The organism is Rhodococcus triatomae (genome assembly GCF_014217785.1).
Classification (GTDB): Bacteria; Actinomycetota; Actinomycetes; order Mycobacteriales; family Mycobacteriaceae; genus Rhodococcus_F; species Rhodococcus_F triatomae.
The window spans coordinates 719,174-742,314 of the sequence record NZ_CP048814.1; the positions used below are offsets into that span (position 1 = coordinate 719,174).

Consider the following 23,141-nt stretch of genomic DNA (forward strand, 5'->3'; position numbering starts at 1 on the left):
CGCGAGGCCGGCCGTCACCGTCACAGAGCCTTCCGCCGACGCGCTTCGGCGTGGGCAGGGCGCGAAATCCTCGGCGATGGCTAGCGTGTCGAGGATGACCGACGCAGCGGAACCCGATCGGCGGCCGACGCTGCCGGATTCCGCCGCCGAGCATCTGCTCGAGCTTCTCGCGACGAAATCCTGGACACTGCCCGAATGGTTTGCGGCGGCATCCCGATTCCGTGCCTCCGACGACCTGATTCCCCGCCTGCTGGACGTCGTGCCGTCGTATCCGGCCTACCGTGAGGAACTGCTCGATCTGGCGGGTTCCCGCGGCCGGGATGCGGCCGCCGAGAGACCGGAGTGGGCCTCGTTGCGACGATTCCGCGGGGACGCGGCATGGTCTTCCGACTCGTTCGACGAGCGGCTCCGATGGCTGCAGGACCGGCGCCGCACCGACCCTGCCGACGCGGCAACTCATCTCGCGGCCCGCTGGCACGCGGAGAACACCCATGACCGGACAGCGTTCCTCCGGGCGCTCGGCACCGGGCTGGGCTCCCACGACATCGCCCTGCTCGAAAGCGCCCTCGACGACCCGCTCCGGGAGGTACGACTACTCGCGGTGCAACTGCTCCGCAAGCTCCCGGATTCCCCGTTCGCCGAGCGGATGGCCGCCCGTGCGCGGGCGTGGGTACGGCTCGAGCGCAAGCCACTCCGGTCCCGTCTGGTGGTGAACGTGCCCGCCTCACTGGATCGGTCGGCACAACGCGACGGAATCGAGACCGCCCAGTTCAAGAACAAGGGCATCCGGCGGTGGTGGCTCCGCATGGTCGTCGTCGCCACACCGCTCGCGGTCTGGGAGGACGTACTCGGCTCCGCTGAGCGGGCGTGGGAGATTCGGATCGAGGACACCTGGCGGTCACTGATGTGGGAGGCCTGGACCTCGGCGACGGTGCTCCAACGCGACGCACGGTGGGCTGGTGCCCTGCTCGAGGCACGGGGCCGGGAGACCCCGCGGAACGTCGTGGCTCTGGCACCGAGCCGACAACGGATCCACGACATCGGATCCGGGCGTGCCGACGGATATCTGCTCGACGTCGACGGGCAGGCCCTCCTGGACGGACTCCCCCACCCGTGGCCGGAACCGGTCGTGGCCAAGGTGGTGGAACTGCTGGTCCGCACGGCCGAACTGCATGCCGACTCCGGGCGTTCGCTCGGCCCGCTCTCCCGGCACAGCCACCACACGACGTTGCGCAGAGTGGAGGCACACTTCCCGTTCTCGGCGGTACCGATGCTCGAGGCCGTCGCCGAGTCCACGCGGGATACCGAATGGGCGCGCGCGTTCGGTGACGCCGCCCGCGGGATCGAACGGCGTCGGCTACTGCTGGACGAGCTGCGATGACGGCATCTCAGCCCGTCGCCATCCGGTCGTGCTCGAAATCCAGGTGCGAATCCGCCCTGATGCGCAGTAGCACCAGCCCGGACACCGAGGCGGCGATGAGGGACGCAACGCTCCACTCGACGTGGAGCTCGGACAGTGCGATCCCGAATCCGACGAGCCCTGTCACGAAAAGGCACCACATGACCGACTTCAGTGCAGTCCTCATGTCTCGTGCTCCTTCACCCTGGGATGCGAACCCCCACACATTCCACAGCCGATTTCACGGATAATGCACAGAGCACTGTAAGCACCGTCACGTGCGGACGCCACGCGCGACACGACAGGAACATCGGTACCGATACCGTTCCGATATCGTTCGGCCCCTGTCGATCGGCCGTGTCGTTCGACCGTCACCGCGGCCAGGCGCGGGAAACTCGTCAGAGCAGGGTGACCGATCGATTCGGGTGGGCGGCGAGGATCCGCAGATGATCGTCCACCCCGCCGAGGGTGTGCTCGATGGCCGTCAGCCGCGCCGTGTAGTGACCGACGGGATACTCGTCGGTCATCCCGATACCGCCGTGCATCTGGATCGCCTCCTGGCCGATCAGCCGGGCAGACCGCCCGATCCGGAGCTTCGCTCGCGACGCCACCACCGGGTCCACCACCCCGTCGGCGAGCGACAACGTCGCGTACAGGCTCATGCTCCGAGCCAGCTCGAGCGCCACGTACATGTCCGCGGCACGATGGGTCAGTGCCTGGAACTTCGCCAGAGGTACCCCGAACTGCTTCCGGGACTTCAGGTAGTCGGTGGTCAGGCGCAGCGCTTCCTCCATGACACCTACTGCTTCGGCACACAGCGCCGCCTGGGCACGGATGACCGTGTCCGCGATCAGAGCAGACCCGTCCGGGGCGTCCGCACTGCCGAGAGGTTCGCCCAGTTGCTCGGCAGGGGCATCGACGAACTCGATCTGCGCGCCACGCAGCCCGTCGAACGTGGCGTATCCGTGGCGCTGAACGCCCGCCCCGTCGGCATCGACCAGAAACAGCGCCACGCGGTCGTCCGGCAGGGCAGCACTGACGAGGAGTACATCGGCATCGGCGCCGTGCGGCACCGGATTCTTCACTCCGGTCAGCACCCATCCACCGTCGGACTCGGTAGCCGTTGTACTCACGACCGAGGACGGCCAGCGCACCCCGGGTTCGTTGTGCGCGAGCGCGAGCAACCGCTCCCCCGAAGCCACGTCCGGCAACAGGCTGCCTCGTTGTGCGGCAGTGCCGGCGCGACCGACGAGCTCGCCCGGGACCAGGGCACAGTCGAGTACCGGCTCGGGTGCGAGAGTTCTGCCGAGTTCGGTCATGACCGCGGCCACCTCGACCGGACCGGCTCCCATCCCGCCGTCGTCCTCGGCGAAGGACAGACCCAGCAGTCCGATATCCGCCATCTGACGCCACACCTGACGGTCCCAGCCCGGGTCGGTCGCCACGACGGCGCGGCGGCGCTCGGCATCGGAGCTACGGGACAGCACCTCCCGGGTGGTGTCCCGCAACAGTCGCTGTTCGTCGGTCAGTTCGAAATCCATGCCCCGGCCTCACAATCCGAGAATCGAGGACGCAATGATGCTGCGCTGCACTTCACTCGACCCGCTGTAGATGGACACCTTGCGATAGTTCAGATACGTCGGCGCAGCGTGCTGCGCCCACACCGGCGACGAAATGCCCGGGCCCGCCCCGAAGGGAAGACTGTCACGCCCTGCCACGTCCACCAGCAACTCCAACGTCGCCTGCTGCAACTCCGAACCCCGCAACTTCAACAACGACGACGCCGGACTCGGCTTACCCCCCGCCGAATCAGCCACCACCCGCAACTGCGTCAACTCCAACGCCACCAACTCGTTCTCGAGCTCCGCCACCCGCGCCGCGAACAACGGATCCTCCGCCAACGACCCCGAACCCACCACCACCCGCGACGCATGCTCCTTCGCCTGAGCCAGACGCACCTTCGAAAACCCCAACCGCGTCACCCCTGCCCGCTCGTTACCGAGCAGGAACTTCGCATACCCCCACCCCGCGTTCTCCTCACCCACCACATTCTCCGCAGGCACCCGCACATCCTCGAAGAACACCTCGTTGACCTCGTACCCACCATCGATCAACTGAATCGGCCGCACCGTCACCCCCGGCGACGCCAGATCCACCAACAGAAACGAAATCCCCGCCTGACGCTTCGGCGCATCCGGATTCGTCCGCGCCAACACGAAAATCCAGTCCGCATACTGCGCCAACGTCGTCCACGTCTTCTGACCGTTCAGCACATACTCGTCACCATCACGCACCGCACGCGTCTTCAACGACGCCAGATCCGACCCCGCCTCCGGCTCCGAAAACCCCTGACACCACCAGATATCCAAATTCGCCGTCGCCGGCAGAAACCGCTCCTTCAACTCCCGCGACCCGAACGCGGCAATCACCGGACCCACCATGTTCGCGTTGAACGCCAACGGCTCCGGCACCGACGCCAATTGCATCTCGTCCAACCAGATGTGCTTCTGCACCGCAGACCACTCCCGGCCACCCCACTCCACCGGCCAATGCGGCACCGCCAGACCCGCCGCATTCAGAATCCGCTGCGAGGCGACGAAGTCGTCCTTGCCGAGATGCTCGCCGAGAGCATTGCGCTCGCGAATCTCCTCCGGGATCTGCGTCGTGAAGAACGTCCGCATCTCCTCCCGGAACGCCGCCTCCTCCTCGGTCAGTGCCAGATCCATCGGTTGCCCTTCGTCCGAGCCGCGATACAGGTGACCTCCAGACCGTACCGCCGGCCCCGCTGCGCCCGGGCGGGTTTGCGCACTACACGTCCGCGATGGCCGCCAACGGCGGGGTCCGCGCCGCCCGAGCGGCGGGCCACAGGGCAGCGAGGACGCCGACGACTCCGGAGGCCACGAGCATGACGACGACCTGCGTCCACGGCACCACGAAGGTGTCCAAGCCCTGATCCCGCAGGGTCCGAACGAATCCCCAACCGAAGGAGATCCCGAGGAGAACACCGACGACCGCGCCGAACACCGCGATCAACACGGATTCGAGATAGATCGTGCGCCGAATCTGTGCGCGTTGCATACCGATCGCGCGCAACATACCGATCTCGCGACGCCGCTCCACCACCGACAGGGCGAGCGTGTTGACGATCCCGAGAACGGCGATCACCACCGCCAGCGCGAGCAGGCCGTACAGGATCGCCAGCAGCGTGTCGATCTGCTGCGCCTGGGTCCCCTTGAACTGCTCGGCATCCTGCACCTGTACCACCACGAACTGCTCGGTCGCGTCTTCCAGCTCGGTGCGCAGTGTGTCCAGGTCGGCGCCCGGTTCCGCATCGACGAACACCGCGAACGGGGTGACCAGCGCGGACGGCATGAGCTCCGCGAACACGTCGTCCGACACGATCCAGCTTCCGAGCAGCTGGGTGTGTGCGAAGATCCCGCCGACGACGGCCGGCACGCTGTCGCCGTCGCCGCTCTCGAACGACACCGTGTCGCCGAGGCTCCATCCCCGCTCCTCCGCCTCGGTGTCCGCGACGATCACCGTGCCGTCGTCGAGCCGGTCGGTTCCCTCGAGGATCTCGATCTCGAGGACCCCGTCGAAGGGGCCGTCGAGCGACGCCCCGAACTCGGTCTCCTCGTCTCCGCCGACCTTCGCGACGACCCCGTTGAGAGCGACGACCGAACGCACGTCCGACAGGGCTCCGACAGCCGGCGCGACCCCGCCCGGAACGCCGATTCCCTGTGGCCCGCTCAGGATGTAGTCGGCCGTGACACCGGTGTCGACCAGGGCGTCGACACTGCTCTTCGCGGAGGCACCGAACACCCCGATCACCGACACGAGCATCAGCCCCAGAGTGAGCGCGAAGGCTGTCGCCGCGGTACGGCGCGGATTGCGTACGGCGTTCGTCCGGGCCAGCCGGCCGACCGCGCCGAAGGGCTTTCCGAGTACTCTGCCGAGCGCCCCGACGAACGGTCGCGACAGTGCCGGTGCCGCGAACATCACCGACAGGACCAGGGCGAACGCGCCGAGCCCCACCGTGATCGCGGCGGGCTCACCGGTGCCCGATGCGCCGACGACGAGCGCGCCCACACCGAGCACCGCCAGCACGGCACCGGCGATCGTCCTGATCCGCAACGAGTCCCCCGCCGAGGCGAACTCCTCCCGCATCGCCGCGACCGGCGGCACCCGGGATGCCCTCCGTGCGGGCGCATAGGCGCTGACCACCGTGACGACCATCCCGATGAACAGCGCGATCAGAATCGTGCGGGGTCGTAATTGCAGCGCGCCCTCCGGCAGCCCCACGTCGAAAGTGTTGAGCAGCCCGCGCAACCCGTAGGCCAGGCCGATTCCCGCGACGATGCCTATCGCACTGCCCACCACACCGACCACGACGGCCTCGAGCACGACGGAGCGGCCCACCTGCCCACGGCTGGCACCGACGGCGCGAAGCAGGGCGAGTTCACGCAGCCGTTGCGCCACGATCATCGAGAAGGTGTTGTAGATGATGAAGGTGCCCACGAGGAGCGCGATCGCCCCGAATGCGAGCATGAAGTAGTTGACGAAGTCGAGAGCCTGGGAGACTTCGGCCTTGGTCTCCTCGCGCACCTCGTCACCGGTCTGCACCTGCAGATCCGGAAACGCAGCCGCCACCCGGTCACGAAGCTCCTCCGGGGCGATACCGTCGCCACCGACATCGACGTACTCGACGTGCCGTCCGTCGGTGAACAGCTCCCGCGCCTGCGGGTCGACGAAGGAGACACCGATGAATCCACCGGTGTCCGTGTCGATGTCGTAGATTCCGGACACCGTCACGTCGATGATTCCGCGTGCGGGAACGAGAATCCGCGTCGCATCGCCGACCGCGAGGTCGGCCCGCTCGGCGGCGCTCCGGTTGACGGCGACCTCACCCGATGCGGCCGGCGCGGCCCCGTCGACGAACGTGTCCACGGGCCCCAGGGCCTGCTCCGGCGGAACGTAGTTGACGCCGATGCTCGGCGCCCCACCGGTCTGGACGGCGACGCCCTCCTCGTCGAGCAGTACCACCTGACCGCTCACCGCGGGGACCACCGCACGCACTCCGGGAACGGACTCCACCGCGGCAATGTCGTCGAGGGGAACGCCCCGGGAGTTCGCGCCCTCGGTGGACACGCGCACATCCACACCCTGTGCGTCCTGCGCGAAGATGGAATCGAAAGTGTGCCTCAGCGTGTCGGTGAACACGAAGGACCCGGCGACGAAGGCGGTTCCGAGCACCACCGACAGGACGGTGAGGGCGAGGCGAACCTTGTGCGCGGCGAGGTTGCGCAGCGAGACCTTGCGCATCGGGTGTGCTCCGCCACGGAAGTCGGCGGAAGGGACGTCGCGGCTTCGGGTGTCGGCGGTCACGGCTCAGCCGTTCCCGGTCGCGGCAGCGACCTCGTCGAGTTGCTTCATCCGGTCCAGGACGGACTCGGCGGTGGGTCCGCGGAGTTCGTCCACGGTCCGCCCGTCCGCCAGGAACACCACCCGGTCCGCGTACGCGGCGGCACGCGGGTCGTGGGTGACGATGACGACGGTCTGGTGGAACTCGTCGACCGCAGCGCGCAGAATCGACAGGACCTCACCGGACGATCGCGAATCGAGGTTTCCGGTGGGCTCGTCACCGAAGATGATCTCCGGCTGTGAGGCGAGCGCGCGTGCACACGCCACACGCTGCTGCTGACCGCCGGACAACTCACCCGGCCGATGATCGAGCCGATCCTTCAAACCGAGCCGGCTCAGCACGTCGTCCAGCCACTCCGCATCCGGACTGCGCCCCGCGATCGCCGACGGCAGCGTGATGTTCTCGAGTGCCGTGAGTGTAGGCACCAGGTTGAACGACTGGAACACGAAGCCGACGCGATCACGTCGCAGCCGGGTCATCTCCTTGTCGGACAGCGACGTCAGGTCCGTGTCCCCGAGGAACACCGCACCCTCCGTCGCGTCGTCGAGACCCGCGAGGCAGTGCATCAGCGTCGACTTCCCGGACCCCGAGGGGCCCATGATCGCGGTGAACTCGCCCTTCGCGAACTCCACCGACACCTCGCTCAGCGCCGCGACGCGGGTGTCCCCGGTGCCGTAGATCTTCGACAGGCCCACCGCCCGGGCGGCGACGTCCGGAGCGGGTGAGTCGGGGGCAGGTGATTCAGGGCCAGGTGAGTCGGGGGCAGGGGTGGTCATGGCAGCCTTTCGTCGAGCGGTACCGGCCGAACACGTCTGCAGTCTTTACCGTCCATCTTGTCGATCGGGGCCCCCGCGCGCCATCGGGAATCACCCTGAACCCGATACTGGCTCGGTGACCTCCACATCTCGCCCCTGCCCCTGTGGGCTTCCCGAGACGTACGACGCCTGTTGCGGACGCTTCCACCGGGGAGCAGCGGCTCCGACCGCCGAGCGGTTGATGCGGTCGCGATACAGCGCCTTCGCCCGGGGGCTGTCCGACTACCTGCGGGACACCTGGCATCCCCGGACCCGGCCCGACCGGCTCGACCTCGATCCCGGCGACCGGTGGACGGGTCTCGACGTCCTCGCGACGACCGGTGGCGGAGTATTCGACAGCGAGGGAACGGTCGAGTTCGTCGCACACCGGCGCGGTGCGCCACCGATGCACGAGCACAGCCGATTCGTGCGTGACGGCGGCCGATGGGCGTACCTGGACGGGACCCATCGGCGATGACGCGGCCGGCGACGGTGACCGGATGGTGACCACCCCGCACGGCGGTGGGTCCCCGGCTGCGCGCACTCCCGGATCTACGATCGGGACCATGATGAGCACCGAGCGGATCCTCCCCGTCGCAGTCCTCGCAGCCGCCGTGCTGGCCCTCACCGCCTGCGGGAGCACCGAGGAGGCCGGGCCCGTCGCGGCCACCACCAGCGTCGTCTCCACCGCCCCGGAGGCCGCCGACGAGGTGCCCACGGACACCACCGAGTCCTCGGCCACGGCGAGCGCGGGGGCAAAGCTGACCGTCACCGACATCCGGGTGGGTCGCCACGACGGATTCGACCGGGTCGTCTACGAACTCGACGGCGAAGGCAGCCCGGGCTGGCGCGTGGGATACGTGGACGAGGCCGTCCAGGACGGAAGCGGCCGGGTCCTGCCGGTGTCCGGTGCGGGCGTACTCGAGGTGCGTATCGACGGGTCCGCCTACCCCTTCGACACCGGGATCGAGCCCTTCGCCGGACCCGCTCCGGTACCCGGAGTGCCCGACGGCGCCGTGGTCGAGGTGACGGACGCACTGGTCTTCGAAGGGGTGGCCCAGTCCTTCGTCGGCGTCTCCTCCGGTGACCGGCCGTTCGCCGTGACCGCGCTGAGCGATCCGGCACGCGTCGTGGTCGACGTCGCCCACTGAACCGGAGCACTCCCGCGACTTGACCTCGAGTTAACTCGAGGTTCTACGTTCGTGTCGTACCCCCTCCGTACGGTGGGGCCGACGCGAGGGAGAACACCGTGAGCATGGAAGTCACCGCGTGGAATTCGATGTACAACGCGATGCACGCGCAGGAGGACCGGCGGCCGTTCTCCCGCGCCACCCTGCGCCGGATCGGGCGGTTCGCGACGCCGCACCGCCGTAGCCTCCTGGTCTATCTGCTGCTCAGTGTGGTCACCGCGGTACTCGCGGTGGCAACACCGGTGCTCGCCGGACGCGTGATCAACGCGATCGTGGACGGTGACGGTACCGGGGTCGTCGTCGGTCTTGCGTTGCTCATCGCGGTCATCGCGCTCCTCGAGGCCGCCCTCGCACTGGTCACGCGCTACCTGTCCGCCACCATCGGCGAGAACCTGATCCTCGATCTACGCACCGCCGTCTTCGATCACGTGCAGAAGATGCCGGTGGCGTTCTTCACGAGGACCCGGACCGGGGCCCTGGTCTCCCGGCTCAACAACGACGTCATCGGCGCGCAGCGCGCCTTCAGTGACACCCTGTCCGGGGTGGTCGGCAACGTCGTCACCCTGGCGATCACCCTGGTCGTGATGGTCGGGATCTCCTGGCAGATCACGCTGGTCGCACTACTGCTCCTGCCGGTGTTCGTGATCCCGGCCAAGTGGATGGGCACCCGTCTGGCCCAGCTCAGCCGGGAGGCCGCCAACCACAACTCGGTGATGAGCACCCAGATGACGGAACGGTTCTCCGCACCGGGCGCCACGCTGGTCAAGCTCTTCGGCCGGCCGGACGAGGAGTCCGCCGAGTTCGCCGTCCGGGCACGCCGCGTACGGGACATCGGCGTCCGTACCGCGATGCTGCAGTCGGTGTTCGTCACGGCACTGACACTCGTCTCGGCGTTGGCGCTCGCGCTGGTGTACGGGCTCGGCGGGTTCTATGCCCTGGCCGGCACCCTGGACGCCGGTGCGGTGGTGGCCATGGCCATGCTGCTCACCCGGCTGTATTCACCGCTGACCTCCCTGGCCAGTGCCCGGATGGACGTCATGAGCGCACTGGTCAGCTTCGAGCGGGTCTTCGAGGTCCTGGACCTCGAGCCGCTCGTGCGCGAGCGGCCGGGCGCGACGGCGGTCGACGCGGGCCCGGTCTCCGTCGAGTTCGACTCGGTGGACTTCGCCTACCCGTCCGCGGACCAGGTGTCGCTCGCCTCGCTCGAGGAGGTCGCGACCCTCGACACCCGTGGTGGGGTGACGGTGCTGCGCGATGTCTCGTTCACCGCCCGGCCCGGCCAGATGGTGGCCCTCGTGGGGTCCTCCGGGGCCGGAAAGTCCACGATCGCCCAGTTGGTACCCCGCCTGTACGACGTGGACCACGGGGCGATCCGGATCGGCGGCACCGACGTCCGTGACCTGACCGCCGAGTCCCTCCGGCACACGGTGGGCATGGTCACCCAGGACGGCCACCTATTCCACGACACGGTGCGGGCGAACCTCCTACTCGCCCGCCCGGACGCGACCGCGGACGATCTGGCCGACGCGCTGCGAAGGGCCCGGCTCGACGACCTGATCGCCGCGCTACCGGACGGCCTGGACACGGTGGTCGGAGAACGCGGCTACCGGCTCTCCGGCGGGGAGCGTCAACGTCTGACCATCGCGCGCCTGCTGCTCGCGGGGCAGCGAGTGGTGATCCTCGACGAGGCGACCGCCCACCTGGACTCGACGTCCGAGGCAGCGGTGCAGGAAGCCCTCGGTGAGGCACTGGCGGGTCGCACATCGCTCGTGATCGCACACCGTCTGTCGACCATTCGGGCCGCCGACCTGATTCTCGTGGTCGAGAACGGCCGTGTCGTCGAACGCGGTAACCACGACACTCTCCTCGACGCCGGCGGTCGATACGCGGACCTGTACCGCACTCAGTTCGCGCCCGCCGCGGAACCGCTCGAGAACGGGCTCGTGCACGGCTGACCGGCGGCCCTCTCGGCAGGTACTGACGAAATCGTGACTCTGGGGTAAGTTGTCGCCTCGACAGCTTGGCGAACAGAAACTCGGCGACTTTCGGTACTCGGCGAACCTCAGGAGGCACTCACGTGAACGGTCGGGCAGCGCACACGGATGTAGTCGGCCGCACGCCTCTCCGCTCCACGCCCCGCCTCGTTCGCCGTGCCGTCGCGGTAGCCGCGATCACGCTGTCCGCTCCCCTGGCGCTCTCCGGTGCCGCCCACGCGGCCCCCGAGGACACCGCGCCCGGTCTTGCGGACCTGCGCGAGCAGACCGACGGCGACCAGGCCGCCCGGGACGCCGTCGACGCGCTGGCCGCATCGACCGTGCTCGGCGACATCGCGGGCGAGTACACGCCGTTCTTCTACTCGGCCCCGACCATCGGCTGCGGCACGTTCGCGCCCGTCACGATGACGATGGCGTCGGCCACCACGGGGCCGTCCGCCGAGATCCGCGCCGACGAGGTGAACTTCCAGGCACTGTCCGCCTATCCCGGCGTCGTCACCGCATCCGGATTGAACGTCGCCTGGCTCAACACGGCTACCGGCGCCAGCGGCGTCGCCCCTCTCGACGGCACCACCGACGGCGGCTATCCCTCGCTGGCGAAGGTGGTGCCGACCGGCTCCGGCACCGTCGTGGCCTCGATCTTCGGGTCGGTGAGCTACACGAACGCCACCTGCCACGTCCTCCCCACGGTCGGCATGTTCTTCGTCCCGGAGGAAGGCCCGCTGCCCGCGGATCATGTCGCGCCGCCCGAGGACGCCCCCGCCTGATCCGCCCGCCCCGCCTCCTCCCTGGGTGAAGGGACCCTTTGCCCGATCTGACGAGGCAAAGGGTCCCTTCATCCAGGGGGTGGGGGGTCAGTCGCGACGAGGGCGGCGCTCCTGTTTCCCGAACTTCTTGGGCTTGCCGCGATCACGGCTGTAGGTGTCCCCGGTCGGTCGACCGTGTGGGGGGCCGGAATCGGGCTGCAACTGGATGAGCACTCCGGAGATCCGGGTGCGGCGCAGGGCTTCGAGCGTCTCCCGGGACAGGTCTGCGGGCAGTTCCACCAGGCTGTGGTCGGGGCGAATGCTGATATGCCCGAAATCGCTCCGGCGCAGGCCACCCTCGTTCGCGATGGCACCGACGATGGCACCGGGCACCACCCGGTGCCGCTTGCCGACCGCGATCCGGTAGGTCATCAGATCGGCACCCGACTTGGCCTGTTTCGGGCCGTCGTCGAACTTCCTCGCAGGCCGTTCCCGCGGCTCACGCTCCCGCCGGGGCGGCGGCGGTGGCTCCGGCGCCATGAGGAAGTCGGCTCCGTCGCGGGACTGCAGTGCCAGCGCCGCCGCGATGTCGACCAGGGGCACGTCGTGCTCGCGCTCGTAGTCCTCGATCATCTTGCGGAACAGGCCCAGGTTGTCCGCAGCGAGGCTCTCGGTGATCGAGTCCTCGAACTTCGCGACCCGCTGGGCATTGACGTCCTCGACGCTCGGCAGCTGCATCTCGGCGAGGGGCTGCCGGGTGGCCTTCTCGATGGCCTTGAGCAGGTGCCGCTCGCGTGGGGCGACGAACAACAGCGCTTCGCCGGTGCGGCCGGCCCGGCCGGTGCGACCGATCCGGTGGACGTACGACTCGGTGTCGTGCGGGATGTCGTAGTTGACGACGTGGGAGATCCGGTCCACATCGAGCCCACGGGCAGCGACATCGGTGGCGACCAGGATGTCCAGGGCGCCGCTCTTGAGCTGCCCGATGGTGCGTTCACGCTGCGCCTGGACGATGTCACCGTTGATCGCCGCCGCCGAGAACCCGCGCGCACGCAGTTTCTCCGCGAGGTCCTCGGTGGCCTGCTTGGTGCGGACGAAGATGATCATCGCCTCGAAGCTCTCGACCTCGAGGATCCGGGTCAGCGCATCGAGCTTGCGCTGGTGTGCGACCTGGATGTAGCGCTGGGAGATGTTCGACGACGTCGTGGTCTTCGACTTGACCGTGATCTCCACCGGGTCGTGCAGGTACTGCTTGGAGATCTTGCGGATCGCGCCGGGCATGGTGGCCGAGAACAGCGCCACCTGCTTGTGCTCGGGAGTATCGGCGAGGATGCGCTCGACGTCCTCCTGGAAACCCATCTTGAGCATCTCGTCGGCCTCGTCGAGTACCAGGTACGCGAGCTTGGACAGATCCAGCGTGCCCTTCTCGAGATGGTCGATGACGCGGCCCGGGGTGCCGACGACGACGTGTGCACCACGCCGCAGCCCGGAGAGCTGCACGCCGTAGCTCTGACCACCGTAGATCGGCAGGACGTGGAGACCGGGGATGTGCGCGGAGTACTTCCCGAACGCCTCGGCGACCTGCAACGCCAGCTCGCGCGTCGGCGCGAGGACCAGCGCCTGTGGCGCCTTCTGCGACAGGTCGATTCGAGACAGGATCGGGACCGCGAATGCGGCGGTCTTACCGGTGCCGGTCTGCGCGAGACCGACGACGTCGTTGCCTTCGAGCAGCGGCGGGATCGTGGCGGCCTGGATCGGGGAGGGTGACTCGTACCCCACATCCGACAGCGCCTTCAACACCCGCTCGTCGATGTCGAGGTCGGCAAAGGTGGGGGGTTCTGGGTCACGCTCGGTATCACTCATTGACCAGCAGTTTATCCCATGAAAGCATCGGATATTTCGCTAGTACTCGAGGCGGGCCGGAGCAGCCGCGATCACCTTCCCCCGTGGCCGCCACACCCGATTCCCGGGTGAGATGCCGGGCCCATGCCCGGAGCGCGTCATCCACCGGCGAAAACTCGAGATCCCAGCGCGCGGCCGGCGACCGGGCCGGCCCCGTCGGTAGCGGTCCGCACCGAGGAACTCAGCGCCTCCGGATCCGCTCCCGTCAGCAACCCGGGCAGCGCGCGTAGTACCGAGACAGGTACCCGCACTCGCGGGGACCGCACCCGGAACCCGTGTCAGGAAGGTCGCCCGTCGTCCACGGGCACCACGCACGATTGCGCTCGACGAGGTGTGACCTGCACACCAGATACCTCGATCGACCCCGAAGAGCCAGCGCGCCTCCTATTCTCCAAGGACAACAGGATCCTCGCTCATGGACCGAAGGGGCATGCCGTGGTTACACAGAGTTCGAGCCTGGCCAAGCAGGTGTGGTGGATCGCCTTGATCCGCGGCATCTTCGCGATCATCTTCGGCATCATCGCCCTGGCCTGGCCCCAGATCACCGTCCTCGCCCTCGTCGTCGTCTTCGGCGTCTACGCGATCATCGACGGCGTCGTCGCGGTGGCCCGCGCAGTCCAGCACCGGAAGATCGACTCCGGGTGGGGATGGTGGGCCGCACTCGGCGTCGTGTCCGTCGTCGCCGGCATCGTCGCCCTGGTCTGGCCGGGGATCACCGCAGTGGTGCTGCTGTACCTGATCGCGTTCTACGCCATCTTCTTCGGCATCCTCGGCGCTGTCGGCTCGTTCAAGCTCAAGGACATTCCCGGCTCCGGATGGGGGTGGTTGCTCTTCGCCAGCCTGCTGGCGGTGGCGCTGGGCATCGTCCTGCTGGTGGCCAACCCCGCCGCCGGAATCATCGGTCTCACCTGGGTACTCGGCTGGTACGCGATCCTCTTCGGCGTGATGGTCGTGATCGCCGCGTTCCAGATCCGCAGCTGGGTCGACAGCGCGAACGACTGACGCGGTTCACGACCGGAGGGTTCGATGACCGGGCGGCGCCTCCGACGGGAGGCGCCGCCCGCGGCGCCTGTGCCGACGGTGCGCACCGATTCCGGATGGGCCATTCCGCGTGGTCTGATCGTGTTGCTGGGCCTGGCCGCGACGGTCATCGTAGTGGCCGGAATTGCAGCGTTCTCCGGAGTCATCGGCCCGGTGTTCCTCGCCTTGATGCTGTGTATCGCGGTGCAGCCCATCCAGGACTGGTGCCACCGACGAGCGATTCCCGCGTGGATCGGAATGGTTCTCGCCGTCTCCACCGTCTATCTCACACTGCTGGGACTGGTCGGAGCCATGGCACTGTCGGTGGCACAGTTGGCGTCCCACCTGCCGCAATACCAGGACACTGTCGAGAACATGGTCGACAACGGCCGACACCACCTCGAACAGTGGGGAGTCGACAACCAACGTATCCACGACACCGTCGCCGGTCTCGACCTGGGCCGAGTCGTCGAGGCACTCGAAGCCGGTGTCAGCGGGACACTGGGCATCCTGTCGAATCTGGTGTTCGTCTTCGCCCTGGTGCTGTTCATGTGCTTCGACGGCATGTCCCTGGGCGCCCGGATGAAGGTGGTCGCGCAGGAACGTCCCGAAATCGCCTACGCGCTGCACTCCTTCGCCGTCGGAACCCGCAAGTACCTCGTCGTCTCGACCGTGTTCGGTCTGATCGTCGCAGTGTGCGACGGCATCGCGCTGTGGATGCTGGGTATCCCCCTGCCCGTCCTATGGGCGCTGCTGTCCTTCATCACCAACTACATCCCCAACATCGGATTCGTCCTCGGTCTGGTCCCGCCCGCGCTGCTGGCCCTGCTCGAGGGCGGACCGTGGTTGATGTTCTGGGTGATCGTCGTCTACTCGGTGATCAACTTCGTGATCCAGTCGATCATCCAGCCGAAGTTCGTGGGAGACGCGGTGGGGCTGTCGGTGACGATGACGTTTCTCGCGCTGGTGTTCTGGAGCTGGGTGCTCGGTGCCCTCGGAGCGCTCCTGGCGATTCCGCTGTCACTACTCGTGAAATCCCTGCTCCTCGACATCGATCCGGCAACCCGGTGGACGGGGGCGCTGATCGGCGGGTCCACCGCGCCGGTGAAGCCCGCCGAGCGGGGCGAATCGGATGCCGACCCGGGAAGTGGTGAACGGACATGAGCGAGAGCGACATCCGACTCCCGCGGTGGCTCCTCGGCGTCGCCGCCCTCGTCTGCATCGCCGCCGGTCTCGCGCTGACGCTCCGACCCGCCGCCTCACTCGACGCCCTGGTCGTCCTGCTCGGTACCGCGCTGGCCGGAGTCGGCGTCGCCGAGATCGCCGGTGCCACACGGATACGGCAGCGATGGCTGTCCGTCGCCACCGGCGTGATCTTCCTGGTGGGAGCGGCGGCCGTCGTTGCCTGGCCGGGCGCCACGCTCTCCGGTCTGGCACCGCTCACGGCGCTCACACTGATCGTCGGCGGAATCGTCAAGGTGCTCTCCGGAATACGGAACGGCCATCGCACGTCGATCGCGGCCGGTGCCGCTTCGGTCACGTCGATCGCGGCCGGTGCCGCTTCGGTCACGTCGATCGCGGCCGGTGCCGCTTCGGTGATCTTCGGGGCCGTCGCACTGTCCTGGCCCGACGCCACGCTGCTCGCGCTGGCGGTGCTCACCGGCCCGGTGGCGGTGCTGTTCGGGTTCGCGACCGGCATTCGGGCACTGCGGCCCACCGCTCACCGTCCTCGCAGGGTGGCCGCCGTCGCCTCGGTGCTCGCCCTCGTGGCGGCACTGGGATCGCTGGCGCTCAGCGTGCGGCTGAACAGCGAACGCTTCACCGGCCCCGACGCGTTCTACGCGGCCCCGGCCGACGTCCCGGACACTTCCGGTGTCCTGCTGCGCAGTGAGCCCTGGACCGCCGACGGCATCCCGGACGACACCCGTGCCTGGCGAATCCTCTACACCACCACTCGCGACGAGGGCGTTCCCGCGGTCGCGAGTGGCGTCGTCGTCCTTCCCGAGACAAGCTCGCCCGAGCCCCTTCCCGTCCTCGCCTGGGCACACGGTACGACCGGGGTCGCACCCAAGTGCGCGCCGTCGCTGTCCCAGGAGCCGTACGGGACTGCCGACGCGATCCTCGGGGCCGCGACGGCGAACGGCTGGGCCGTGGTCGCGACGGACTATGTGGGCCTGGGTACGGAAGGCCCGCACCCCTACCTCATCGGGCAGGGTCAGGGGCGTTCGGTGCTCGACTCCGTCCGCGCCGCACACCAACTGGTGCCTGCCCTGGAGCTGGTGCCTGCCCTGGACGAGCGCACCGTCGTCTGGGGCCACTCCCAGGGCGGGAACGCCGCCCTGTGGACCGGCATCCTGGGGCCGACCTACGCACCGGACGTACGGCTCTCCGGCGTCGCCGCTCTCTCCCCCGCCACCGACCTCCCCGGACTGGTCGGCTATCTCGCCGAGATCGCGGGCGGCGCCGTCTTCGCGTCGTACGTGGCCGACGCCTACAGCCGCACCTACCCCGATGTGGACTTCGCCGAGGTCGTCGCACCCGAGGCCCGGACACTCGCCCGGGAGGACGCCGGCCGCTGTCTCGGGGAAGGCGCGATCGCCGTGTCGGTCGGAACGGCACTCGCCGTACCCGACATCCTCGCGGACGGACAGCCCGACGAGCGGTTCCTGCACCGCCTGGCCGAGAACACCCCGGACGGACCGATCGACGTGCCGGTGCTGATCGGCCAGGGTGCCGCCGACCCGCTCATCCTCGAGTCCGTGCAGACCGGGTTCGTCGCGAAGCTCTGCGAACAACCGCGACAGATCGACTACCGGACGTATCCCGGCGCGGACCACAACAGCGTCATCGCCGCCGAGTCCCCACTCGTCCCCGAACTGATCGAGTGGACCGTCGGCCGCTTCGCCGGCGAGGCGGTGGACGACGAGTGCGGCCCGATCCCCTGACCCCTGGTCCCCGCCCCCCTGATCTCAGCCCCCTGATCTCGGCCACCGGCCCCCGGACCACCGACGGACGCTAGCGTGAGGGACATGGTCGACGTCGCCGTATGTCAGTTCGCACCGGGCACGGACAAGCGCGAGAACCTGCGCACCGTACGCGCGCTCGCCGCCGAGGCCGCCGGACGCGGTGCCCGGGTGGTGATCGCCCCGGAGTATGCGATGTTCACCGCGCCGCGCACCGACGAGCGCTTGGTGGCCTCGGCCGAATCCCTGGACGGCGAGTTCGTCTCCGGACTCGCCGACGTCGCCGCGGAGCTACGCATCCATCTGGTGGCCGGAATCAACGAGGAGATCCCCGGGGAGGACCGGATCTCCAACACACTCGTCGCACTCGGTCCGGAAGGCGAGCTCGCGGCGACCTACCGCAAACTGCACCTCTACGACGCGTTCGGAGTCGCCGAATCGGACGTCATCCGCGCCGGCACGATCGAGAGCCCACAGACGTTCGCCGTCGACGACCTCGTCTTCGGCATGCAGACCTGCTACGACCTCCGGTTTCCCGAGGTGACCCGGCGCATCGTGGACGCCGGGGCGCACGTGCTGTGCCTGCCCGCCCAGTGGGTTCCCGGCCCGCTGAAGGAGGACCACTGGGCCACCCTGATCCGGGCCAGGGCGATCGAGAACACCGTCTACGTCGCCGCCGCCGACCAGAGCGCACGGACGGGGGCGGGAGGAAGCATGATCGTCGATCCGATGGGTGTCGTCCTCGCCGCGCTGGGCGAACGGGTGGGGACCGCGTCCGCCCGAGTCGAACCGGACCGGCTGGCTCAGGTGCGCGAGCGGAATCCGGCGCTGGCACTGCGGCGGTTCACGGTCACGGAGCGGGATCCGATCGCCACGCGCGACGTCCGGTGACGGCGTAACGTCGATCACGACCCTGCACGACGAGCGAACCCGGACGCGGATCGCGAGCGGTTCGCTCACGATCGGTCACGGAGGGCGCGTGCACTATCGCGACCGGGCATCGGCGGGCCGTCGGCTGGCGGCCTCGCTGGAAGAATTGCGGGGCACCGGGGCCGTCGTCCTCGGGCTTCCCCGCGGCGGAGTCCCGGTCGCGCATGCCGTCGCCCACGCCCTCGGGCTCCCGCTGGACATCGTGCTGGTCCGCAAGCTCGGCGTTCCGTGGCACCCCGAACTGGCCATGGGTGCGATCGGCGAAGGCGGCGCCCGGGTACTCAACGAGGACGTCATCCGCAGTTCCCGCGTGGGCTCCGGGGACGTGGCGCGGGTCGAGCGCGCCGAATCGCACGAGCTCGAACGGCGCGCGCACCTTCTTCGGTCCGGACGGCCCGCTCTGCGCCTGCGCGACCGGACCGCGGTCATCGTCGACGACGGTATGGCGACGGGTGCCACCGCCGCGGTGGCCTGCCAGTTCGCCCGGTCCGCCGGGGCGAACCGGGTGCTGGTCGCGGTGCCGATCGCGATGCCGGAGGCGGTGCGGCGGGTGCAGGTGGTGGCCGACCGAGTCGTCTGTCCCTACACGCCCGACGACCTCACCGGAGTGGGCGGGGCATACGCCGATTTCCATCAGCTGGCGGACGCGGAGGTGACGGAGCTTCTGGACGACCGACCAGACCTCACGCCGCACTCCGGTGGGTCGTGAAGAATTACCCGTGCACGCCAAGTTACGGTCAAATCCGCAGGTGACGCACGAAGCACGACAAACCGGGCAGTGGCGATAGTGCAGAATCGAGGAAGATGTGATCGAATGCACATCCGACCTGTTGTTTCACTGGAGGGATCATCGTGCGTGAATTCTCGGTTCCACAGACGTTCTCTATCCCGGAGGACGCCTCGATGGCGGACTCCGTCTTCCGCCATGCTGCGGAGGATCCGACGTTCGTCCCGTTCAAGCGACCCGTCGATGGCGCCTGGGTCGACGTCACCGCAGCCGAGTTCGCCAAGCAGGTGTCGGCCGTCGCCAAGGGCCTGATCGCCTCGGGCATCGAGCTCGGCGACCGCGTGGCGATCCTGTCGTCCACCCGCTACGAGTGGGTCGTCCTCGACTACGCCATCTGGACCGCCGGTGGCTGCACCGTCGCGATCTACGAGACCTCCGCGCCCGACCAGGCCAGCTGGATTCTCGAGGACTCCGCGACGTCCGTCCTCGTCGTCGAGAAGCCGGAGCACGCGACGGCCCTCACCGAGGTCACGGAGGCTGCCCCCGCCCTGCGCGAGGTCCTCCAGATCGAGGCCGGAGCAATCGACACACTCGTCGAGCGCGGTGCATCCGTCACAGACGAGCAGCTCGACGAGCGTCGCCACCAGGTGCGGGCCGAGTCGCCCGCCACCCTGATCTACACGTCGGGCACCACGGGCCGCCCGAAGGGCGTTCAGCTCACGCACTCCAACTTCTACGCCGAGTCGGCGGCGGTGCAGCTCGCCCTCGGCGACTCGATGTACAAGGGCCGGCGCACGCTGATGTTCCTGCCGCTCGCGCACGTGTTCGCGAGGGCCGTCTCCTTCGGCGCCTTCGACGCGAAGGTCACCGTCGCGCACACGTCCGATCTGACGACCCTGCTCGATCAGTTCGCCGCCTTCCAGCCGAACTTCATCCTCTCCGTCCCCCGCGTGTTCGAGAAGGTGTACAACTCGGCGAAGCAGAAGGCCTACGACGGCGGCAAGGGCAGCATCTTCGAGAAGGCGTCCGCCACCGCCATCGCGTGGAGCGAGGCACAGGACACCGGCGGCCCCGGGCTGGGACTCAAGCTCAAGCACGCACTGTTCGACAAGCTCGTGTACTCGAAGCTGCGTACCGCCCTGGGCGGCGAATGCGACCGCGCCGTCTCCGGCGGTGCCGCGCTCGGTGCCCGCCTGGGCCACTTCTTCCGCGGCATCGGCGTCCCGGTCTACGAGGGCTACGGACTCACCGAGACCAGCGCCGCGATCACGGTCAACACGACGAACGCGCAGAAGGTCGGCACCGTGGGCAAGCCGATCGACGGCCACGCCGCGAAGATCGGCGAGGACGGCGAGCTGCTCCTCCAGGGACCGGTCGTCTTCGGCGGCTACTGGCACAACGAAGAGGCCACCGCCGACGCGATCCGCGACGGCTGGTTCCACACCGGTGACCTCGGCTCGATCGACGAGGAGGGCTACGTCTCCATCACGGGCCGCAAGAAGGAGATCATCGTGACCGCCGGTGGCAAGAACGTCGCCCCCGCGGTACTCGAGGACGCCCTTCGTGCACACCCGCTCGTCAGCCAGTGCCTCGTCGTCGGCGACGGCAAGCCGTTCATCGGCGCCATCATCACGCTCGACGCCGAGACGCTGCCGGGCTGGAAGGAGCGCAACGGTATCGATGCGGATACTCCGGTCGGCTCGTTGCTCGATCACCCCGAGCTGATCGCCGAGATCGATGCCGCCGTCGCCGAGGCGAACACGAAGGTGTCCAACCCGGAGCAGATCAAGAAGTACAAGGTCATCGACTCCGATTTCACCATCGAGACCGGCGAACTCACTCCGACGCTCAAGCTCAAGCGCAACATCATCCACAAGGAGCGCGGAGCGATCATCGAGTCGATCTACGTGTAAGTCGATCGGCGGCCGGGTCGTTCGACGAGCGACCGGCCCAGACACGAGACAGCACCGGGAGCCGACACGGTTCCCGGTGCTTTCTCGTGCGGGCGCCGGTGACGTGCCGACACCTACCCGGACGAGAACACCGTCAGCCGAAGCACTTCCCTTCGCCCCGATAGGTGGGGACCGGGGTGCATGCGCCGTCGGCGACGACGTGGAGGGAGTCGAATCGTTCGCACAACTCGCCCGCCTTGGCGTGCCGGAACCACACGCGGTCGCCGATCTGCACGTCGGACGCCGCCTTCCCGGTCACCGGGGTCTGCACCTCGCCCGCCCCCTCGTTGCGCAGCAACTTCAGTCCTCGCGGAAACACCGGCGTCGGCACCCGTGCGGCTCCGGCCGGGCCGGACGCGATGTATCCGCCACCGAACAGGGTGGCGATCTTCGGGGTCGGGCGCCGTACCGCCGGAAGGGCGAAGTAGAGCGCCGGGTCGGGACGGAAGGCCCGATACCGGTCGAACAGGGTGGGCACGAACAGGCCCGAGCCCGCGGTGACCTCGGTGACGGACGGATCCGCGGACGTCACTTCCAGCGAGCCGGTACCCCCGCCGTTGACGATCTCGAGCTCCCCCACCTCCGACTGCACGGCGTCGACCACCGCCGTTCTGCGCGTGGCGAGTTCGGCAGCCGAGCGCTTCTTCATCCAGACCACCGGAGCCGAGGAGTCCGGCACTCCCGCGATCTGCGCCTCGTAGAACATGACCCCGGCGACCTGGAAGCCGCGGCCCCGCGCGCGGGCCGCGAGAGCGGCCACGGCACCCGGAGTCCTCAACGGTGAGCGGCGCACACCGATGTGCACAGGCCCGAGCCGCAACGACGCGTCGACGTCCAGGCACACGCGGGCGCGGACCGCGTCCGACCCGAACGCGACGCGCAGCAGATCGAGGTGCTCGTCGGAGTCGATCATCAGGGTGATCCGTTCCCGCAGAACAGGATCCGCGGCGAACTCGGCGAGCGCAGCCCGATCCACGGTCGGGTATCCCATGAGGATGTCTCCCGCTCCGGCCCGGGCCAACCAGATCGACTCGCGCAACGAGTAGGACATGATTCCGGCGAAGCCACCGGAGGCGGTCAGGTCGGGACCGAGCACCGTCTCGAGCACCGATCGACAGCGCACCGACTTGCTCGCCACCCGGACCCGGGTACCGCCGGCGCGCCGCACCAGTTCCCCGGCGTTGGCCGTCAGGGTTCGCAGGTCGAGCGCCGCGAGTGGTGGATCCCACTCACGTGTCGCGATGGCCAGTCGGTCGAGGGTCGGCGTCACGGTCTCGTCCTTTGCGTCGCTCGTGTGCATCGCTCGCGGTCGGGCGCATCGCGCGCGTCGGCGGAAGCCGGCTGCGGTCACGGTTCTCCGCAGTCAACCACCATTCTGGACGACTGTCCAGGACGGTGGCGTCGCGCCCGGCTCAGGACTCCTTCGGAATCGCCTTGTCCGAGATGCTGCGGGCGAGATCGTCCAGGGCCGCGACGATCGCCTCGGCGTCGCGGTCGACCAGCCAGCGCAACACCAGGCCGTCGATCATCGCCAGCCCACTGCGCGCGATGTCCGCGACCGGCATGTTCCACTCGATCCCCGCGATGGCGGCGCATTCGTCGAGGAAGGCCACCGCCTCCTCGTCCATGATGCGGTACTGCTCGTCGGCGATCGCCCCCGCGCGCCCGGCACCCACCGCTCGGTGCCGCAGCGCCTGCGCGGTGATCTCGTAGGTGAGCAGCTGACGGTCCGGTGTCGCCTCGATGATCGGCCACATGCCGCTGAGGCCGATGTGCAGGAGCTCACGCAGCCCGGTGACGCCCCGAAGCTCGGACGCGTGCCGAACCTGCGAGAACGACGCACTCATCGACTCGCTCAGCTGGCGGATGAGCGCCTCGCCCATGGCCGCGAGCAATTCGTCCTTGCTCTCGAAGCAGTAGTGCACCACTCCGAGCGAGACTCCCGCTTCCTCGGCGACCGCGCGCACCGTCACGGAGGCCACTCCGCTGCGCTCCGCGATGGTCAGGGCAGACTCGACGAGTTGGGCGCGACGTTCGTCCGCGGGAAGCCTGTTCAGCATCCTCTGATCCTAGGGCCACGGGGCCGATCTCTTCCGTACATT

At 68.6% G+C, this 23,141-nt stretch carries 19 protein-coding genes; 11 read left to right on the forward strand and 8 right to left on the reverse strand.

Features of this window, described 5'->3' with window-relative positions; genetic code table 11:
• Nucleotides 1-94: 94 nt before the first annotated feature.
• Nucleotides 95-1,381 carry a DUF5691 domain-containing protein gene (locus G4H71_RS03370; protein ID WP_246442598.1) on the forward strand — a complete coding sequence of 429 codons (1,287 nt, stop codon included), beginning with the start codon at nt 95-97 and terminating at the stop codon, nt 1,379-1,381.
• 7 nt (nt 1,382-1,388) lie between these two features.
• Here G4H71_RS03370 and G4H71_RS03375 read toward each other — a convergent pair whose 3' ends face one another.
• From G4H71_RS03375 to G4H71_RS03395, 5 genes are all read right to left on the reverse strand, one after another.
• Nucleotides 1,389-1,586 carry a hypothetical protein gene (locus tag G4H71_RS03375; protein ID WP_072736797.1) on the reverse strand — a complete coding sequence of 66 codons (198 nt, stop codon included), beginning with the start codon at nt 1,584-1,586 and terminating at the stop codon, nt 1,389-1,391.
• A 211-nt stretch (nt 1,587-1,797) separates the two neighbouring features.
• Complete coding sequence (locus G4H71_RS03380) at nt 1,798-2,940, reverse strand: acyl-CoA dehydrogenase family protein (RefSeq protein WP_072736796.1); 1,143 nt, start codon at nt 2,938-2,940, stop codon at nt 1,798-1,800.
• Between the two features lie 9 nt (nt 2,941-2,949).
• The gene (locus G4H71_RS03385; protein ID WP_072736795.1) at nt 2,950-4,125 is read right to left on the reverse strand and encodes an acyl-CoA dehydrogenase family protein; all 1,176 of its coding nucleotides are present in this window, start codon (nt 4,123-4,125) and stop codon (nt 2,950-2,952) included.
• 82 nt (nt 4,126-4,207) lie between these two features.
• A complete protein-coding gene (locus tag G4H71_RS03390) occupies nt 4,208-6,721 on the reverse strand; it encodes an ABC transporter permease (RefSeq protein WP_072736969.1) in 2,514 nt (837 codons plus the stop codon).
• A 66-nt stretch (nt 6,722-6,787) separates the two neighbouring features.
• Nucleotides 6,788-7,597, reverse strand: coding sequence for an ABC transporter ATP-binding protein (locus G4H71_RS03395; protein ID WP_072736794.1), 810 nt, complete (start codon nt 7,595-7,597; stop codon nt 6,788-6,790).
• Between the two features lie 115 nt (nt 7,598-7,712).
• Between G4H71_RS03395 and G4H71_RS03400 the strand changes: the two genes are divergently transcribed.
• The 4 genes from G4H71_RS03400 to G4H71_RS03415 all read left to right on the forward strand — a co-directional run bounded on the left by G4H71_RS03400 (nt 7,713) and on the right by G4H71_RS03415 (nt 11,566).
• Nucleotides 7,713-8,093: a YchJ family protein gene (locus G4H71_RS03400; RefSeq protein WP_072736793.1), complete on the forward strand. Its 381-nt coding sequence runs from the start codon at nt 7,713-7,715 to the stop codon at nt 8,091-8,093.
• Nucleotides 8,094-8,184: 91 nt separating this feature from the next.
• A complete protein-coding gene (locus G4H71_RS03405; protein ID WP_072736968.1) occupies nt 8,185-8,766 on the forward strand; it encodes an AMIN-like domain-containing (lipo)protein in 582 nt (193 codons plus the stop codon).
• 98 nt (nt 8,767-8,864) lie between these two features.
• The gene (locus G4H71_RS03410; protein ID WP_072736792.1) at nt 8,865-10,760 is read left to right on the forward strand and encodes an ABC transporter ATP-binding protein; all 1,896 of its coding nucleotides are present in this window, start codon (nt 8,865-8,867) and stop codon (nt 10,758-10,760) included.
• A gap of 122 nt (nt 10,761-10,882) precedes the next feature.
• Nucleotides 10,883-11,566 (forward strand): hypothetical protein, encoded by a 684-nt coding sequence (locus tag G4H71_RS03415; protein WP_246442587.1) that lies wholly within the window; start codon nt 10,883-10,885, stop codon nt 11,564-11,566.
• 87 nt (nt 11,567-11,653) lie between these two features.
• Here G4H71_RS03415 and G4H71_RS03420 read toward each other — a convergent pair whose 3' ends face one another.
• The gene (locus G4H71_RS03420; RefSeq protein WP_072736791.1) at nt 11,654-13,408 is read right to left on the reverse strand and encodes a DEAD/DEAH box helicase; all 1,755 of its coding nucleotides are present in this window, start codon (nt 13,406-13,408) and stop codon (nt 11,654-11,656) included.
• 474 nt (nt 13,409-13,882) lie between these two features.
• On the opposite strand from G4H71_RS03420, the gene G4H71_RS22510 reads away from it, so the two are divergent.
• From G4H71_RS22510 to G4H71_RS03450, 6 genes are all read left to right on the forward strand, one after another.
• Nucleotides 13,883-14,449, forward strand: a complete 567-nt coding sequence (locus G4H71_RS22510) for an HdeD family acid-resistance protein (protein ID WP_072736790.1) — start codon at nt 13,883-13,885, stop codon at nt 14,447-14,449.
• Nucleotides 14,450-14,473: 24 nt separating this feature from the next.
• Nucleotides 14,474-15,631, forward strand: coding sequence for an AI-2E family transporter (locus G4H71_RS03430; RefSeq protein ID WP_083342754.1), 1,158 nt, complete (start codon nt 14,474-14,476; stop codon nt 15,629-15,631).
• Nucleotides 15,628-17,412 (forward strand): lipase family protein, encoded by a 1,785-nt coding sequence (locus G4H71_RS03435; RefSeq protein WP_072736789.1) that lies wholly within the window; start codon nt 15,628-15,630, stop codon nt 17,410-17,412. The genes G4H71_RS03430 and G4H71_RS03435 overlap by 4 nt, the downstream gene beginning before the upstream one ends.
• 84 nt (nt 17,413-17,496) lie before the next feature.
• Entirely contained in the window at nt 17,497-18,321 is an 825-nt protein-coding gene (locus G4H71_RS03440) for a carbon-nitrogen hydrolase family protein (protein WP_072736788.1), read from the forward strand.
• A gap of 88 nt (nt 18,322-18,409) precedes the next feature.
• A complete protein-coding gene (locus G4H71_RS03445) occupies nt 18,410-19,069 on the forward strand; it encodes a phosphoribosyltransferase (protein ID WP_072736787.1) in 660 nt (219 codons plus the stop codon).
• 143 nt (nt 19,070-19,212) lie between these two features.
• Nucleotides 19,213-21,000, forward strand: coding sequence for an AMP-dependent synthetase/ligase (locus tag G4H71_RS03450; protein ID WP_072736786.1), 1,788 nt, complete (start codon nt 19,213-19,215; stop codon nt 20,998-21,000).
• 133 nt (nt 21,001-21,133) lie between these two features.
• Here the strand turns inward: G4H71_RS03450 and G4H71_RS03455 are convergent, their stop codons facing one another.
• On the reverse strand, nt 21,134-22,309 hold the full coding sequence (locus tag G4H71_RS03455) for an amino acid deaminase/aldolase (RefSeq protein ID WP_072736965.1): 1,176 nt from the start codon (nt 22,307-22,309) through the stop codon (nt 21,134-21,136).
• Nucleotides 22,310-22,451: 142 nt separating this feature from the next.
• Nucleotides 22,452-23,099 (reverse strand): TetR/AcrR family transcriptional regulator, encoded by a 648-nt coding sequence (locus tag G4H71_RS03460; protein ID WP_072736785.1) that lies wholly within the window; start codon nt 23,097-23,099, stop codon nt 22,452-22,454.
• Nucleotides 23,100-23,141: the final 42 nt, after the last annotated feature.